Source organism: Marinococcus luteus, assembly GCF_034497705.1.
In the GTDB taxonomy this organism is placed as follows: domain Bacteria; phylum Bacillota; class Bacilli; order Bacillales; family Marinococcaceae; genus Marinococcus; species Marinococcus luteus_A.
This window is the reverse complement of record NZ_JAXRUV010000002.1, coordinates 122,228-137,784: the sequence shown is the minus strand read 5'-3', so window position 1 is coordinate 137,784 and position 15,557 is coordinate 122,228. Positions and strand designations below refer to the sequence as shown.

The 15,557-nt window shown below is 45.9% G+C and carries 14 protein-coding genes and 4 tRNA genes; 3 read left to right on the top strand and 15 right to left on the bottom strand.

All coding sequences use genetic code 11. From position 1 onward, the window contains the following. Positions 1-163 precede the first annotated feature (163 nt). Entirely contained in the window at positions 164-652 is a 489-nt protein-coding gene (locus tag Q9M42_RS04745) for a glutathione peroxidase (protein WP_322525374.1), read from the top strand. Between the two features lie 56 nt (positions 653-708). Here Q9M42_RS04745 and Q9M42_RS04740 read toward each other — a convergent pair whose 3' ends face one another. Next, positions 709-1,551 (bottom strand): aldo/keto reductase, encoded by an 843-nt coding sequence (locus Q9M42_RS04740; RefSeq protein ID WP_322525373.1) that lies wholly within the window; start codon positions 1,549-1,551, stop codon positions 709-711. Beyond that, positions 1,548-2,237, bottom strand: a complete 690-nt coding sequence (locus Q9M42_RS04735) for a uracil-DNA glycosylase (protein ID WP_322525372.1) — start codon at positions 2,235-2,237, stop codon at positions 1,548-1,550. Before Q9M42_RS04735 ends, Q9M42_RS04740 begins: the two co-directional genes overlap by 4 nt. Before the next feature lie 200 nt (positions 2,238-2,437). On the opposite strand from Q9M42_RS04735, the gene Q9M42_RS04730 reads away from it, so the two are divergent. Beyond that, positions 2,438-2,710 (top strand): DUF4190 domain-containing protein, encoded by a 273-nt coding sequence (locus tag Q9M42_RS04730; protein WP_322525371.1) that lies wholly within the window; start codon positions 2,438-2,440, stop codon positions 2,708-2,710. 182 nt (positions 2,711-2,892) lie between these two features. Next, a complete protein-coding gene (locus Q9M42_RS04725) occupies positions 2,893-3,525 on the top strand; it encodes a hypothetical protein (protein ID WP_322525370.1) in 633 nt (210 codons plus the stop codon). Positions 3,526-3,576: 51 nt separating this feature from the next. Here Q9M42_RS04725 and rlmH read toward each other — a convergent pair whose 3' ends face one another. The 13 genes from rlmH to dnaB form a co-directional block, all read right to left on the bottom strand. Next, positions 3,577-4,056, bottom strand: coding sequence for a 23S rRNA (pseudouridine(1915)-N(3))-methyltransferase RlmH (gene rlmH / locus Q9M42_RS04720; RefSeq protein WP_322525369.1), 480 nt, complete (start codon positions 4,054-4,056; stop codon positions 3,577-3,579). A gap of 352 nt (positions 4,057-4,408) precedes the next feature. Beyond that, entirely contained in the window at positions 4,409-5,656 is a 1,248-nt protein-coding gene (locus tag Q9M42_RS04715; RefSeq protein WP_322525367.1) for a S1C family serine protease, read from the bottom strand. A gap of 213 nt (positions 5,657-5,869) precedes the next feature. Then, positions 5,870-6,664: an MBL fold metallo-hydrolase gene (locus Q9M42_RS04710; protein WP_322525366.1), complete on the bottom strand. Its 795-nt coding sequence runs from the start codon at positions 6,662-6,664 to the stop codon at positions 5,870-5,872. Between the two features lie 18 nt (positions 6,665-6,682). After that, entirely contained in the window at positions 6,683-7,684 is a 1,002-nt protein-coding gene (gene yycI / locus Q9M42_RS04705; RefSeq protein ID WP_322525365.1) for a two-component system regulatory protein YycI, read from the bottom strand. 1 nt (position 7,685) lies between these two features. Then, positions 7,686-9,050 carry a YycH family regulatory protein gene (locus Q9M42_RS04700; RefSeq protein ID WP_322525364.1) on the bottom strand — a complete coding sequence of 455 codons (1,365 nt, stop codon included), beginning with the start codon at positions 9,048-9,050 and terminating at the stop codon, positions 7,686-7,688. Then, entirely contained in the window at positions 9,047-10,897 is a 1,851-nt protein-coding gene (gene walK / locus Q9M42_RS04695; protein WP_322525363.1) for a cell wall metabolism sensor histidine kinase WalK, read from the bottom strand. Before walK ends, Q9M42_RS04700 begins: the two co-directional genes overlap by 4 nt. Before the next feature lie 3 nt (positions 10,898-10,900). Then, complete coding sequence (gene yycF, locus Q9M42_RS04690) at positions 10,901-11,611, bottom strand: response regulator YycF (protein ID WP_322525362.1); 711 nt, start codon at positions 11,609-11,611, stop codon at positions 10,901-10,903. A gap of 227 nt (positions 11,612-11,838) precedes the next feature. Next, positions 11,839-11,914: transfer RNA gene (locus tag Q9M42_RS04685), tRNA-Phe, on the bottom strand. 183 nt (positions 11,915-12,097) lie between these two features. Beyond that, positions 12,098-12,173 (bottom strand) — tRNA-Asp (locus Q9M42_RS04680). Positions 12,174-12,372: 199 nt separating this feature from the next. Beyond that, positions 12,373-12,447 (bottom strand) — tRNA-Glu (locus Q9M42_RS04675). Positions 12,448-12,452: 5 nt separating this feature from the next. Further along, positions 12,453-12,528, bottom strand: a tRNA-Lys gene (locus tag Q9M42_RS04670). 142 nt (positions 12,529-12,670) lie between these two features. Continuing rightward, positions 12,671-13,963 (bottom strand): adenylosuccinate synthase, encoded by a 1,293-nt coding sequence (locus Q9M42_RS04665; protein ID WP_322525361.1) that lies wholly within the window; start codon positions 13,961-13,963, stop codon positions 12,671-12,673. Between the two features lie 220 nt (positions 13,964-14,183). Next, positions 14,184-15,548 (bottom strand): replicative DNA helicase, encoded by a 1,365-nt coding sequence (gene dnaB, locus Q9M42_RS04660; RefSeq protein ID WP_322525359.1) that lies wholly within the window; start codon positions 15,546-15,548, stop codon positions 14,184-14,186. Between the last annotated feature and the right edge of the window lie 9 nt (positions 15,549-15,557).

Sequence of the window (15,557 nt, the reverse complement as noted above, 5' to 3'; positions counted from 1 at the left end):
CTTTCCTCATTCATCCATATCGGTTAATATTATAGCATCCTGATGAAATTGAAAAACCTTCCCGCTATTTCCTGCATTAATTGCATTTTATTCACAGCAGAGGAGTTTGAATGGGGATGACGGAGGTTATACGAAAAGTATTATTCGCTCAAAGGAGGAAATTATGACTGCCAGTATTTACAACATTGAGGCCGTTCATGCTGACGGCACAGAAAAAACATTGCACGAGTACAGGGGAGAGGTTCTGCTGATTGTCAACACCGCTTCAGAATGCGGCTTTACTCCGCAGTACGAAGAATTGGAGGAGCTGTATCAACGCTACAAAAACCAGGGTTTTCAGGTGCTGGGCTTTCCTTCGAACGACTTTGGCGGCCAGGAACCGGACACTATTGAAAATATCACAGAATTTTGCGAAACCAATTACGGGGTCAGCTTCGATATTTTTGATAAAGTTCATGCCAAAGGAAACGAAAAACACCCCCTGTTCGACTGGCTCCTTGAGCAGACCAGCCCAGAGCGTGAGATCGAATGGAATTTTGAGAAGTTTCTTGTTTCCCGTTATGGTGAAGTTCTCGGCAGCTTCAAAAGCAGCACCAAGCCCACCGATCCGCAAATAACGAGCATGATCGAAACTAGTCTTCAACAGTATTAAAGACGGTAAACATAAAAAGCAGCCGGCATAGCGAATATGCCGGCTGCTTTACTTCATTATTTAGTCGTTGACGCGTAATCGAACTCATCCGGGTGCAGACCATAACGGGCATTTTCATTCATGCCGTTGATCGTATCCATATCCTTCGTATCGAGTTCAAAATCGAACACTTCTGCATTGGAACGGATCCGTTCGGCTGTAACAGATTTAGGGATAGATACAACCTTATTTTGAAGCGCCCACCGTATCAGAACCTGTGCCGGCGTTTTGCCGTGCTTGTCAGCAATTTCCTTCACCGCATCGTGTTCAAGAAGATCGCCTTTGCCAAGCGGTCTCCAGCCTTCAAGCTGAATATCATGGCTTTGGCAGTATTCTAACAGGGCTTTTTGGAAAAGGCGCGGGTGAAACTCCACCTGGTTCAGCATCGGCGTGATTTCTGTTGTTTTCAGCAGTTCTTCAAGATGCTGGTCGGTAAAGTTACTGACTCCTATTGCACGCACTTTGCCGTCTTTATACAGCTTCTCAAGCGCTCCCCAGGTTTCCTTGAACTTTCCAGGAACCGGCCAATGGATCAAATAAAGGTCCACTACATCGACGCCGAGTTTTTTACGGGAGCGCTCAAAGGCTTCCAGCGCTTCGTCGAAGCCGTGTTCATTGTTCCACAGCTTTGTAGTAATAAACAATTCATCACGCGGAACTCCGCTTTCCTGAATTGCTTCTCCGACGCTTTCTTCGTTGTCATAAAAAGAAGCGGTGTCAATCGAGCGGTAGCCTGCCTCTAGAGCGGTTAAAACAGCATTTTTTACTTCTTCACCTTTTTCCGCCTGATAGACGCCAAGGCCCAGCCATGGCATTTTTACTCCGTTTGCTAAGGTTGTTACAGATGTTTGAATACTCATGTACGATCTTCCTCCTCTGTTGGAATACACCAGTCAATTTCCGGACGCCCGGCCTCTTTTAAAAACTGATTTGTTTTTGAAAACGGGCGGCTCCCAAAGAATCCTTTATTGGCAGAAAACGGACTCGGATGTGGGGATTTAATGACTAAATGGTGCTCATTTGTAATAAGCTCTTCTTTTGCCTGAGCATGGCGGCCCCATAAAATAAATACTACGGGATACTCTTTTTCGTTAGTCTGCCGGATTACTTCATTTGTGAAGGTTTCCCATCCTTGTCCTTTGTGCGAATTCGCTTCCCCTTTTCGCACCGTAAGTACTGTATTCAGCAGAAGTACTCCCTGCTTGGCCCAGGAAACGAGGGAACCATGACGCGGTTTTTCACAGCCCAGATCCTCTTCTAGCTCTGCGTGGATGTTTTTCAGCGATGGCGGGATGGAAACATCCGGATTTACGGAAAAACTTAACCCGTGGGCCTGCTTCGGCCCGTGGTAGGGATCCTGACCGAGAATTACGACTTTTGTATTCTCATATCCTGTATAATGCAGCGCGTTAAAGATATCGTGCATATTAGGATAAACGGTCTTTTCCTGGTACTCTTTTTTTAAAAATTCCCGCAGCTCCTGATAGTACTCTTTCTCGAATTCCTTTTCGAGCACAGGAGCCCAGTCATTCTGCAGAATTTCCATAGCCGTGTCGACTCCTTCGCCTGCTGATTTCTTTTACTATATGCTCTAAATCCTTAATATCCTTTTTTTAGAAAGATCAAACGTTAGCAGCCTGGGAAATGTCAATAGAATGCCACTCCTATTCATTGTTTTTGCTTCACAGCCGCGTTACGATAAAAAAGACGATAATGTGATCTGGTATAGTGAAGGAGCGGCAGCCCATGAACGAAACTGATACAGTGGCGACCAAGCCACGAAGCCTTAAAGCCATCATTTCCTTAGTCCTAGGGTTTGATGCATTCATTTTTCTTGTAATTCTTTTTCCTTTCAGTGTAATTTTCGGTATTATTGGTTTGTGGACCGGGATTAAAGCGTTAAAGGACATTAACAACTATCATTATCGAGGAAGAAAAGCAGCATTGGCCGGAGTCATTTTCAGCTTAATTGGAACGATAATGGGAGCTATCATTACATTAAACGTTTTCGTATTATGATAAAGGCATCGGCGCTTTTAGGTTTAAAAAACCTAAAAGCGCCGAATTTTTGTCCGTAAAGTAAAGCCTCCCTGCGAAAAAGCCGCCGCCGATAAAAAGCACCGGCCGGCAAACAAATGCTTGTTTATCCTTCTCACCGGCAGTACTATATAACTATTAAATACATTTTATTAGGAGGTTATATGAATAAAAAGCTTGTACCTGTCGTAGGTCTTGTTTCCTTATTCATGCTTTCAGCCTGCAGTACTTCTATAGAGACCGAAGCTGCTTCAGGGTCTTCTGCGAAAGAAGAACTGCAGGAAATAAAGGAAAAGAACGAGAAACTGAAAACAAAAGTGTCCAATCTGCGGGAAAAAAATGAAGAACTCCGTGAGAAAAATAACAATCTAAAAGAAAAGAAAGCAAATTTAAAGGAAAAGAACCAGGATTTACTGGAAGAAAACGATGAGCTTAAGGAAGAAAACGCGGAATTAAAAGAAGAAGCAGAGGTCTTGAACGACGAGGAAGAGACAGAAGCTTCATCTGACTCCAGCGAAGAGACAGAGGGAAGCTATACGAACGTTATCGCTTCAATTACTGAAGAAGAGGCAGAGGCCCGCATTAAAGAAAATGCAGAGAGCGACTGGCCTGATGACTACGTTATGCAGGATTTCGTCATAGAAGAGCAGAGAGCTGCCTACCAGAGTTTATCAGAGCTTTCCATCGACACTGATACAAAGGAAATGCTTCTGCAAAACGCTTACGACGACTGGGGCTATGATTTCGTTATGGTCGAATTCGCCTATGAAGAACAGTTAAGCGCCTACAATAATTAACTGTTAAATAAGCGCCTGCTCCTTTAAGAGTAAGCGCTTTTTACATTCCTTTCACTTATGATACGGACTCCCCGCATTTATCTGTACTGCACGGTAGATCTGCTCTGTAAGCATCAGTCGTATTAATTGGTGGGGAAAGGTTAACGCGGAAAATGACCATTTGAAATCAGCCTGTTTTAACACTTCCCCGGATAGGCCGAGCGATCCACCGATGATAAAAACAATTGTACTCGTTCCCTGTACGGCTAAATCCTGGAAAGTTGCAGCCAGCTGTTCAGAAGAAATCATTCTGCCTTGCGGCTCGAGAGCAACCACATATCCTCGTTCAGGAACCTTTTTGAGAATGCGTTCGCCCTCTGTATTCTTTACCTGCTCATTTTCCTTTTCACTGGCCTGCTCCGGTGTTTTTTCGTCCTTTACTTCAACAATTTCCAAGGAGCCGTGCCTGCTCAGTCTTTTTTTATATTCTGCGATTCCTTCATTGATGAATGCTTCTTTGCATTTACCGACGGCAATAATCAATATATTCACAGTTCTTTTCCCTCCAGCTTATTTTTCCACAGAAATTGTCCACATATTCACAAGTGAACGAGCCTGAATTGACAAGATACATTCTGCTTTTTTTCCGCAATACTCACAGGGTGTGGATATTTTTTCGATTTCATCCACAATATTATCCACATCCGAAGCTTCACTTTTTCCATTTTACAATACGTCAACCAACGATTCTCCTATATGTTCTTTACAGCAGTATAGCAGGGGTTTGTTCTTTTTTTTCTATACAATTTTCTCAGCGTCTATTGTAGCATATATTTTCTTCGGTTCGACCATCTCTATATTTATCCACAAAAAAAGAGCCTTCAATAGAAGGCCCTGAATTGGTTTATTCACCTGTGGATGCTGTCTGTGTTAATTCTATATCCGTCGTCTGCTCTTCCCCGTTCCGGTAATACGTTATAGTAACTGTATCTCCGATTTCAGTGCTGTTATAGAGATAATTCCTGAGGTCGCTGCCTCCCTGCACTTCTTCGCCGTCAATTTGAGTGATCACATCGTTTTGTTCGAGTCCTGCCTCCTGCGCGTCAGAATTTGGCTGGACCTGAGTCACGTACACTCCGTGATCCACGTCTTCCGGCAGTCCCAGCTCTTCTGTCCAGTTGTAGCTTGACAGCTCAGAAATTGATTGAATAGCAACACCCAGCTGTGGACGTTCTACTTCGCCGTCTTCTTCCAAATCTTCAATGATCGGCACTGCCACTGATGTTGGAATCGAAAACCCGATGCCTTCCACCGAAGACTGAGCAATTTTCATCGAATTAATGCCGATGACCTGGCCGGAACTATTAACTAAAGGGCCACCACTGTTACCGGGGTTAATCGCTGCATCCGTCTGCATGACGTCTGCTTCCCAGTCATCCTGTCCATCCCCGTCGTAATCCACCGGAATACTGCGATCCTTCGCGCTGATAATTCCTTCTGTCACTGTTCGTGACAGGTCTGTGCCGAGCGGATTCCCGATAGCGATTGCCTGATCGCCTACCTGCAGATCATCGGAGCTGCCAAAGTCAGCTACGGTGTCTATCGGTCCGCCATCTACTTTTAACACGGCCAGATCAGTATAAGGATCAGTACCGACAATCTCTGCTTCCAGCCGGGTATCATCCTCTAAGCTGATTTCTACTGAATTTGCCCCTTCCACGACATGGTTGTTGGTAACAATAAACGCTGAGCCGTTTTCCTTTTTATAAATGACGCCGGAGCCTGTGCCCTGTTCGACAGATTCTTCGTCCTGCTCCTGACCGCCCTGAATACCGGCATTTTCTGATTGGACCTGATTAAACACTCCGACTACAGCCCCGGAAACTTCGTTTGCCGCTGCTGTCACCGTGCCGGATTCTGCATTGACTTCCTCCGCAGAGCCGTCGGAACCGGAGCCGTTGTCCGATAAATCCGCTGTCCCGTCAATCGTTTCAGTATTTTCTCCTGAAACCGAATCATATATAAACGGTGCTGATACTGTCATTACCCCCGCACCGATAATTGCCCCCACAAAGCCTGCGATACCTACATTTCTGCGACTTTTCTTTTGCTTCTGACTTTCCTTTCTTGCATGATCATCATAATAACCCATATTCCGACACTTCCTTTTTTCATAAGATACCGGGGCTGATTTCAGTGCTTTTGACACATATTGAAATGAAGACCCTTTATCATACCCGTCTCGGGTGCCGGGATGTATATTTATTGTACGAAGAAAAAGCACACCTCGTCTAGTAAAAGGCATGCTTTTGATAATTTTTTACGTTTATAGAGAATACCCCGCAGGTGTATCACATATTTTGGTTTAAAGCGTGTGCAGGCTTGTTGGAAGGAATGGATCCGTATCGTAGAGATGGAACGTATGGCCTATTCCTGTTTCCTCCTCTTCGAGCACCTGCTTTACTGTCATTCGTGCCAGGTCTTTCATGTTATTGTCCCGGCTTAAATGCGCGAGATAGATTCTGCTCGTCCGCTCTCCGACAATATCCGCGAGGGCATAAGCGGAATCTTCGTTCGACACATGTCCAGAATCACCTAGGATTCGTTTTTTAACATTCCAGGGATAGCGGCCCATACGCAGCAGGTTAATATCATGGTTTGATTCAAAAACGTACGCATCGGCATTTTTGACCGTACCTTTGATCTGGTCGCTGACGTATCCCATATCGGTGGCAAGTGCCAGCTTTTTGCCTTCATGGTGAAAAACAAAAAACATAGGATCTGCTGCATCGTGCGAAACGTGAAATGGCTCAAGCTCAATATTGCCAAAGGCAGCCGGCTGATTTCGGTCAAGGTGAAATTTCTGTTCAAGGGGCACCTTGCCGATAAGTCCTTCCATCGCCTGCCACGTTTTTACATTGGCATAAACCGGCAGCTGGTATTTCCGGCTTAATACACCGACGCTTTTAATATGATCGCTGTGTTCATGGGTAACTATCAGCGCATCCAAAGCTGCCGGTTCCACGCCGATCGCATGTAAATTTTCCACTATTTTTTTGCCGCTCAAGCCTGCATCAATCAACAAACGCTGCTCCCCAGTCTGTACGTATATAGCATTGCCTGTACTGCCACTGGCAAGTACACTGAACTGCAGTGTCATTCTATCCTCCTGCTTTCCCTATTCATTAGCCGGTGCTTCTTCCCCGTTTTCCGCTGACCCATTTTCTTCAGCGTCTTCCTCCTGGTCAGAGCCATTTTCTTCGGCTTCTTCTCCTGAGTCAGAGCCATCTTCCTCAGCTTCTTCCTCCAAATCAGAGCCATTTTCCGGCACTTCCGGTTCAACCATCACGCCCTCTTCATCGTTATTCTCCATTACCTGCTCCCAGGACTGGACGCGCTGGGTTCTGGCATTTACAAGGTATCTGGTTTCTCCGTTTACTTCCACAATATACATCGGTGTATATAAATAAACATTTTCTCCTTGCGGCGTCACCTGGTTAAAGTAACCGACACTCACATTGCTCACTGTATCATTTGTCTGCAAAATACCGTTGCTCGGGTTTCCTAGAGCTTCGATAGCATCCTCTGCCGGAATGGTACCGTCTGCCGGGGTGGCGTCGAGCTCGAAATACGACTGGCGAAAGCCGACAATTTCGTTTTGGTCGTTAAACACCAATTCCAGCTGCGCAGAAGCCTCCGGTTTATAAATTTGTTTGTCGTCAAAGGTTTGGTAATAGTACTGCCTGTTTAATTCTTCATCCATCTGCCCCTGCTCGTAGTCTTCTGCATTCCAGACATAATCGCTTAAAAAAGAGGCTAAATCCTCGTTTCGGTTATCCTCGGATATTTTCACAGGATCTTCGAGCGTAGCACTCATTCCAATTAATCGTTCGTTTGAAATATACGTAACATCGTTAACATTGGAATTGCCTTCTACCTTCTGGGAGCGTCCGCCGCTTTCAAAATCCACGTAGCTTGCTTCGAGATGAAGCTGTTCGATCCTGTCAGGCAGATCCTCTTCTGCATATCCATAGAGCCTCTGTTCTGATTCCTCATCGCCTGTCTGGGAGGCAGAGCTTTCCTGGTATTCAATCTGCTGTTCTAGATAACTGTAAAACAAAAATGTATTAAGAAGCAGGAAAACAAGTATAAAAATGGTCTTTGTTCTCGCCCAATCCATTTTATTCTCCCCCTTCTTCGTTGCCTTCTTCATCGAACTCGACCGGGGACCAGCTGCCGTCACAGCGGACAAACCAACCGGGCTCCATATCATAGTATCCGGAGTTCTCCCCATTTCTTGAAATGCTGTAGCCGATTTGTATATCTTCGACCAGAGAAGAACTGCATTGCTCCTGCACGGCCTCAAGCGTTTCTTCTCCACTCGGCAGATCAGTGGAAACACCGGCATCTCCTGTTCTGACCGGATTGTTTTCCAAATCAAACAGCGGCCTCGAATACCCTGTGGTCTGCGTGCCCACATTTGACACCTGGATAGAGGCAAAATCACTGCCGTTGGATTCCCGGAACACCGGAAGTCCGCCTTTACTCATACGAAAAGTGTCTGTTGTCTCTCCGTCAATCGTGCTCGAAGAATAATACCGGTATTCATCCGACCAGCCGGCATGGTTATTTACAAATTCAAAGGAAGAAATGATACTGCTCGTATCACTTCCATCTGTTTGTTCCGAGTAAGTCGGGTTGGCGTAACGAAGGTAATCTCCGGCATTATTAATCCGAAGCTCTCTCGTGCCATCTGTAATAACTTCAGTGGAATCATTCGTATAGGTCTGCAGGCTCTGGGTATTTTCATCGGGCATCAGTACCTGTTGAAATTCTTTTGTGGATAAATCCGTAGAAGCATAAGTGTAATTAGTACGGGACCCCGGGTTTTGCGGAAGATAAATATGCTTTTCATAACCATCTTCATCAACATCATGGGTGAGCATACTTTCATGCTCTGCAAGGTACTGCTCGTATTCTATTTCATTTTTATCAAGGTTCGTATTACTGTTTACAATAGCTCCCTCATCGTAAGAAACAAACACAGCGTTTAGTTCTTCACTTCCTGGTGAAGCTGTTAATATGATGCGGTCGATCGATCCATCTAAGGCCTCTTCTACTTCGTTATTTTCATCTTCAAAGCTAAATAATTCATTTACCATAGACCAGGAGATAGCTGAAGGAAAAACGAGCTCTATCGAATATTCTGATGAAGAAGCACGCTGATAGAGTTCATTGTGGTCCAGGTCAGTGACTGACGTTTCGCTGATGTCAGCTTCTTCAAACTGCCTGTAAACTTTATCCAGATCAGAAGCGGCCTGGTCTTCTGTCATAAGAGAGCTGCTTCCATTCGATCGCACTACCCCCTGGTTGGGACGTACGACTTCTCCCGCTTCTCTTGTTTCGGCTATTTCTGTCGTCTCCTGTACACTTTCGGAGGAATTAACATTTTCGTATTCAGGCTGAAACGACCAGTTCTGCCATGTAAGCAGCAGGCTGCCTATCACTAAAATTGATAACGTCCAGGATTTAATTGTTTCTTTCATGATCCAGCCTCCGCTTTATTAATCACTGAGTATGGCAGCGTAATTAATATAGTGGTTCCTTTTTTCCATTCACTGTCAGCCGCAATCCTTCCGCCGTGCGCATGGATAAATTCCTTGGCAATTGCAAGTCCCAGCCCCGTACCACCGAGATTTCTTGCCCTTGCTTTATCCACCCGGTAAAAGCGGTCAAAAATACGATGCTGGCTTTCTTTTGGAATACCTACGCCCTGGTCGCTAATTTCAACATCTACGGCGTCGGCACGCGTAAACATCTGCACACTGATTTCCCCGCCGTCTGGCGAGTACTTCACGGCATTCGAAAGCACGTTATCAAAGACTTGATAAATCCTGTCCTTGTCCATGTCTACGTATACCGGATAGGAAGGGACTTCTTTATAAAAAGCAATATTTTTATCTTTGTTAATCATTTCAAAGCGTTCAATCACCTGATTGATCATTTCAGACAGGTCCACAGTAAAAAAGTCTAAGCTGATTTCGTCACTGTCCATCCGCGAAAGCTGAAGCAGATCGTTCACGAGCCGGATCATTCGGTCCGTCTCGTTCTGGGTCACTTGTAAAAAGCGGGGACCCAGATTTTCATCCTGCATCGCTCCGTCTTCGAGAGCCTCCATGTAGCTTTTCAGCGTAGTCAGCGGAGTTCTTAATTCGTGGGAAACGTTTGATACAAATTCCCGGCGCTCTCGTTCGATCTTTTCCTGCTCCGTGACATCATGAAGCACGGTAATCAGACCAGTAACCGGCCCGTCTTCGTTCCGTACGATTGAGAAGTTGGCCTGCAGCAGAAAATCCTGTTCCTCGCTGCTGAAATCCAGCATAATTGCTTCATTGTAATCATATAGATCGCTTGAGGTCATTGTCTCTGAGAGGTGCAGAGCTTCTGTAATATATGTGCCTTCCATTTCCTCACTGTTTTTGTTTAACAGCTGCTCGGCGCGTTTGTTCATCAGAATAATGCGCCCGAGTTCATCAGTAGCTATAACCCCATCTGTCATATGGGTCAGAACCGAGCTTAATTTCTTCCGTTCGTCCTCGGTGCTTGCCTGACTTTCTTTTAATTTCAGCGTCAGCTGGTTAAAGGAATGGGCCAGCTGCCCGATTTCATCGTTTCCGTATACACGGACTCTGCGGGAAAAGTCTCCTTCCCCCATAATTTTAGCCTGGCGCTGCATGTCTGCAATAGGTCTCGTAATCGTGCGGGCAAGCAAAATACCAAGGATCGCGTTTAAAATCAGCACAATAATGCTCGCTGCAATTAAAATACTGCTGATGTCATTTACCAGGCTGTACACGCTCGACATGTCGGAACGCACGTACAATACGCCCAGAATTTCTCCGTCTTCTTCGATCGGCCGCACAATTAAGCTGACCCTGTGGCCGCTATTGGCATCCCAGCGCACTTCTTCAAGCGTGTTCCCTAATAACGCCCGCTGGACAAGGTCATCGTTCGATTGGTTATTGACGATATCCTGATCATTTATATTCGACGTGCCTAAAATAATTTGATTGGAGCCGATCACTCTGGCTTCCGGACTCGACTGTCCCGGATTATTATTTGCTCCTGAATTGGCAAATTGGCTTAATAAACTGTCGATATCTTCCTGAACCGTATTATCGTCTTCTCCTCGACTCTGTGTCAGTTCTTCCTGCACATTATACTCCAGAAGATCAGTCTGCTCGGCGAGCGTATCATTAAAATTTTCCACGAGCGTGTCTTCAAGGGCGCTCGTGAAAAATACGGTAATGAACTGCATCGCTACAAAAATCAGCAGCACGAAGATCAAAATAAGTTTAAAATGAATCGATTTAAAAAAATCGATAATCTTCATACGTTACTTCTCCTGTTCTGGATGTTTTAAGTAGTACCCAACACCACGTCTTGTCACAATCCACTCAGGGAAGCTCGGATTGTCTTCTACTTTCTCTCTCAAACGGCGCACCGTCACGTCCACGGTACGTACGTCCCCAAAGTAATCATAGCCCCACACGGCCTGCAGAAGATGCTCTCTTGTCATTACCTGGCCGATATGGCGGCTGAGGTAGAGGACCAGTTCAAACTCACGATGCGTAAGATCTATCGGCTCGCTGCGTTTTGTTACTAAATAAGCATCCGGGTCTACGAGAAGGTCACCGATTTTTATAGCATTCTGCGGTTCGGTGCTGCCTTCTTCCGCTGCCGGCTGCTTCCTGCGGAGGTTGGCTTTAACTCTGGCAAGAAGCTCCCGGTTGCTGAACGGTTTGGTTACATAATCATCTGCTCCAAGTTCAAGGCCGAGCACCTTATCAATTTCCCCGTCTTTAGCAGTTAACATGATGATCGGCATATCAAACCGCTTTCGGACTTCTCTGCATACTTCCATGCCGTCCTTGTTTGGAAGCATGACGTCAAGAAGAATCAGATCTGGACCGAAATTATCCACCTTTTCTAAAGCTTCGTCGCCGTCATATGCACAAACAACCTGAAATCCTTCTTTTTGAAGATTAAATTCTAATATATCAGCAATTGGCTGTTCATCATCGACTACTAATATTTTCTCATCCATGTTCCCACCGCTCCATTCCTCAAATGTGAAAAGGCATAAATTCAGTCATCTATGTGTAGTAACACCCTGCAAAGGTATGCCTCTTTATGTTTATTGCAAAATATTTAAGAGGATTACAATTCTCTTTCACATTGTAACACAGCTCTTTATCTGTTCCTATCGAGGCCTGAAGCCTGTGAAAAAAGCGCCTGGACGTCAAAGTCCAGGCGCTGGTTATTTTATAAAAATGGTGGCTCGAGACGGAATCGAACCGCCGACACGAGGATTTTCAGTCCACTGCTCTACCGACTGAGCTATCGAGCCATGTTAAAAAGAATGCTTTTGCTTAATTGATGCCCTTGGTTTTAAAGCCACTGTCCTTACCCTCATCCTTTGCTTATTCGATGAAGAAATTCGGGACGGACAACTCGCAGAATGTTCGGAGAAGCTTTGCTTGTTGCTCTACGGACTGAGCTACCTGGCCATGAGTAAATCAGAAAAATAAAATGGCGGGCCTGACGGGATTTGAACCCGCGATCTCCTGCGTGACAGGCAGGCATGTTAACCACTACACCACAGGCCCTTTTTAAAAAGTATACACTGCGAATCTTATCGTCTGCTGCTTTCGTTCGCTGCAGTCACGTACGCTTTGTACGTCCCTTTGCTCTCTCCCTGGCATCCTCAACCTTCTGGTGTCTTCTTTCCAAAAATGAGTAAGGGGGAATACATTGCGAATCTTATCCTCTGTTTCAGTTCTGTTCATTTTCTGCTTGATAAGAAAATGGTGACCCGTACGGGATTCGAACCCGTGTTACCGCCGTGAAAGGGCGGTGTCTTAACCACTTGACCAACGGGCCTTTCATGGTGAGCCATGGAGGATTCGAACCTCCGACCCTCTGATTAAAAGTCAGATGCTCTACCAACTGAGCTAATGGCTCCTGATACGAAGAAATTGTCGCTGTGGATAACGACAACATGAGTAATATTATCACGTCACAGATGCAATTTCAACTAGTTTTGTATGAAAAAAGTGATTCGTTGAAAAAAGCATCCGCCTCTATGGCAGATGCTTAGTGGTTTTTATTGGATAGCCCACACACCGCGGACCATATTTGTCTGATTCCGGTCCGGTCCTACTGAGAAAATGCTGATCGGAATGTTGGTCAGCTGAGAGATACGTTCGATGTAATGACGGGCGTTTACCGGAAGGTCACCGAGCGACGAAGCACCGGTGATGTCTTCTGTCCAACCTGGCAGCTCTTCATAAATCGGCTCGCACTCTGCGAGTACTTTCAGGCTCGCAGGGAACTCTTCCATGATCTCTCCCCGATACTTGTAGGCTTTGCATATTTTCAGCGTTTCAATACCGGTCAAAACATCAATGGAATTTAAAGATAAATCGGTGATGCCACTCACCCTCCGGGCATGACGCACGACTACGCTGTCGAACCAGCCAACACGGCGGGGACGTCCGGTAGTGGTTCCGTATTCATTTCCGACTTCACGAATCTGTTCCCCCGTTTCGTCAGACAGCTCTGTTGGAAACGGGCCGTCACCAACGCGGGTCGTGTATGCTTTGGAGACGCCCACCACGTGCTGAATTTTGGACGGCCCTACACCCGAGCCGATCGTTACACCGCCGGCGATAGGATTTGAGGAAGTGACAAAGGGATATGTGCCCTGGTCGATATCAAGCATTACGCCCTGCGCACCTTCAAACAGCACCCGGCGGCCTTTATCGATCGCTTCATTCAACTCTACCGACGTATCACAGACATACTTCGCAAAGAACTGGCCGTACTCATAGTATTCATCCAGAATATCTTCAAGCTCAAACCCTTCTGCATCATACATTCTTTCGAGCAGGCGGTTCTTTTCTTTCAAATTCCGCGACAGCTTTTCCCGGAATTCATCTTTATCCAGAAGGTCAGCAATACGGATGCCTACGCGCGCAGCTTTATCCATATAAGCCGGGCCAATGCCTTTACGGGTCGTTCCAATTTTATTTGTGCCTTTGCTGTCTTCTTCTACGGCGTCGAGACGCAGATGGTAAGGAAGAATAACGTGGGCACGGTTGCTGATACGAAGATTGCTTGTATCAACACCGCGCTCATGCAGATATTCCAGCTCTTCGACGAGCGCTTTCGGATCAATAACCATTCCGTTTCCGATGACACACGTTTTATTATCATAAAAGATTCCGGACGGAATTAAATGAAGCTTGTATTTAGTTCCTCCGAAGACAATCGTATGACCAGCGTTATTTCCACCCTGGTAACGGGCCACAACCTCCGCATTTTCTGATAAGTAATCCGTTACTTTTCCTTTTCCTTCGTCTCCCCACTGAGTTCCTACAATTACTATTGACGACACAGCGTCCACCTCCACAATCTCTCCTGCCGGCACCTTAGGCATATTTTTCTTGCTTATCCGATAATGTTCACTTGGCTTCATCTAAAGGTTTCATATTCTCATTTTATTATGGAGAAAATCCCTTAGATAGTCTATCAACCACGGCACGTAAAGTCAATAAAACACGAACATTAAAAGTTTTATTTGCTTAATTTGTTCGCTTATACAAAAAGCCCGGAGTCTAAGCTCCGGGCGGAATTTGATTATCGTCGTGTCGCCGGTCCAAATTAACGAATTTATTATATTCTTTAATGAAAGCGAGCTCGGCCGTACCAACCGGACCGTTACGCTGTTTGGCAATAATGATTTCAATGATATTCTGGTTTTCGGATTCCTGGTCATAGTAATCATCACGGTACAAAAACGATACAATATCTGCATCCTGCTCAATACTTCCAGATTCCCTTAAATCAGACATCATCGGGCGTTTATCCTGCCTGGACTCCACCCCGCGGGAAAGCTGGGACAGCGCAATTACCGGAACGTCGAGCTCACGCGCAAGAGCTTTTAAACTACGGGAGATTTCCGAAACTTCCTGCTGGCGGCTTTCCCCGCCTCTGCTGCTTCCCTGGATCAGCTGCAGGTAGTCAATCAGAATCATTCCAATACCCCGCTCCTGCTTCAAACGGAGGCATTTCGCACGTATATCGTTCACCCGGATACCCGGGGAATCATCAATAAAGATGCCGGCCGAAGATAAGCTCCCCATCGCCATCGTCAGCTTTTCCCAGTCCTCTTCCTGCAGCGCGCCGGTACGAAGGCGGTTAGCATCAATGTTTCCCTCCGCGCAGAGCATCCGTTGCACAAGCTGGGCAGCACCCATCTCCAGGCTGAAAATAGCCACATTTTCTTCAGTTTTCGTCGCAATGTTCTGGGCAATGTTTAAGGCAAAGGCCGTTTTCCCCATCGAAGGCCTCGCAGCCACAATCACTAGGTCACTGCGCTGAAATCCAGCAGTCATATGGTCGAGCTCGGCAAAGCCGCTCGCAATTCCTGTTACGTCATTTTCCCGGTTCTGCAGCATTTCAATATTGTCATATGTTTCAATGAGTACATCTTTGATGGAAACGAAGGCAGACGAACGACGCTCCTGTGATACTTCCATTATAGTCTTTTCAGCTTCGTTAAGTACTTCCTCTACATCATGTTCGCCGCTGTAGCCTTCATTCACTATGTTAGTTGCCGCCCGTATCAGCCGCCGCAGCAGGGACTTACTGTATACGCCCTGACTGTAGTAACCAACGTTGGCTGCTGTCGGTACAGCATTTGCCAGGTCGGTTAGATAAGAAAGACCGCCGATTTCTTCGAGCACCTGTTTTGCCTGCAGCTCTGTGCTGACCGTAATAAGATCAACCGGCTCTCCCCGTTCAGACAGTTCAATCATCGTATTAAAAATACGCTGATGCGACTGACGATAGAAATCCTCCGGCATCAAATGCTCCGTGGCAGTAATGAGTGCTTCACCCTCTAAAAAGACAGCACCTAAAACAGCCTGTTCTGCTTCAATATTCTGCGGGGGGACCCGTTCTGTGAAAATATCATTCATTGCTTTCAC